Source organism: Candidatus Obscuribacterales bacterium, from assembly GCA_036703605.1.
Taxonomy (GTDB): domain Bacteria; phylum Cyanobacteriota; class Cyanobacteriia; order RECH01; family RECH01; genus RECH01.
In genome coordinates this window covers 1-1,531 of the sequence record DATNRH010000785.1, presented here as the reverse complement: position 1 = coordinate 1,531, position 1,531 = coordinate 1, and the positions used below count along the sequence as shown (strand labels likewise).

Genomic DNA, 1,531 nt, shown 5'->3' with positions numbered 1-1,531 from the left:
TCTGTGCGGGTGAGGCTATCAGCAACAACTGAGGTGAGCAGGGCATCAATACAGCCCAACATCCCCAGCACCGCTGCATCCACAATCATCAGCCGCAATTGATTGACGCTAAAGGTGGGGACTTGCATGTCCGGAAAGCCCATGGGAATTTCCCCAATCCGACGAATATCGAGCCCCGAAAACAACACAAACGATAGAACGGTACCGGCAATCAAGGCAATCAATTGGGGAGGAACCAGCCGCTTAACTCTAGCGGGCATGAACCAAATGATGGCGATGGTGATCGCTGCGAGAAAGGTTTCTGCGGGTTGAATATTACCGAGCAGTTCGGGAAGCGATCGCAACATGCCCACAACCCCGCCGGGTGGGTTGGCCTGGCCCAAAAAAGGAGCTATTTGCAAAATCACCAGAATGATCCCAATCCCCGACATGAAGCCTGAGATCACGGTGTAGGGCATCAGCGTCACATACTTCCCTAGCCGCAGTAGGCCAAATATGATCTGGAAGATGCCAGCCATCATCACCACTGTGAACGCCATGGCCATGCCGTTCTCTGGATCTGCCGCTATAAGATGAGCAATGACCGCCGTCATCACCACCGTCATCGGCCCCGTAGGTTCGGAAATGAGGGTCGGTGTGCCGCCAAAGAGGGCAGCAAAGAAACCAACCAACACCGCTCCCCATAAACCTGAGACGGCTCCTGCTCCGGAGGCAACACCGAACGCTAGAGCCATAGGTAACGCAATGATGGCGGCCGTGACGCCCCCAAAGAGGTCACCTCGTAAATTGCGAAAATGAATTTTATTAGTGATTTGCATGGTTAGACCACCAAACTGAGACTATAAGGACAAGAAGGCGATAACCTGAGCCATCTGTCGGCTCTAGAGTTCGATGCCAACAGCCAAATCTGAAGCACCGTCAACCAGAGGCATAACAAATACTATCCGCTGGAACCAAGCCACGCGATCGCACCGCTGCTTGGCTGACCCCTTGAGGGCGATCGCACGGCGGAGGGCCACTTTTATCAATAGATTAGAGTCTATCAAAGTATTAAAAACCATTGACTAACATCTAATCATAAAACCATCCCGAGTGTAATCATCTCAAATGTGATCATTTTTGATGAGGAGAAAAAGAAAAACTTATCAGCGATCGCTTCCCGCTTGAACCCCATGAGCAGCCTAGAGAGCGATCGCCCTCCATCGATCTATGGTGACGATTGAGGAGAGGCTATGAAGGATCTACGCCTGCCATCCTACGGGTGCGTGGTGCACTCGGTGAGGGTCGCTGGACTCCCTATGACCTGAGCTAGAATCACGAAAGCGTCTCTAGTAAGAGTAGGAGGGGGCGATCGCCCGTAGTCGCCTCAGCGCTCAAGTGCTGCAAAGTCGGTTGTTGTTTGAGTGAGTGTGGTAGCGGACTTGGTCTTGATGCTCAAGCAGACTGATATGGATCGTTTTCTTAGAATGAGAGAAATTTGGAATGTGTTCTATGAGTCATGAGGTAAGGAGCTGACATCGTCTCCGCCTTA

Annotated in this window: 2 protein-coding genes; both read right to left on the bottom strand. The window is 51.6% G+C overall.

Translation table 11 applies throughout. The features are described from left to right. Nucleotides 1-818 (bottom strand): SulP family inorganic anion transporter (locus V6D20_16400; GenBank protein HEY9817361.1); only part of this gene is annotated, 818 nt, incomplete at its 3' end. Between the two features lie 63 nt (nucleotides 819-881). Then, nucleotides 882-1,046: a hypothetical protein gene (locus V6D20_16395; protein HEY9817360.1), complete on the bottom strand. Its 165-nt coding sequence runs from the start codon at nucleotides 1,044-1,046 to the stop codon at nucleotides 882-884. Nucleotides 1,047-1,531: the final 485 nt, after the last annotated feature.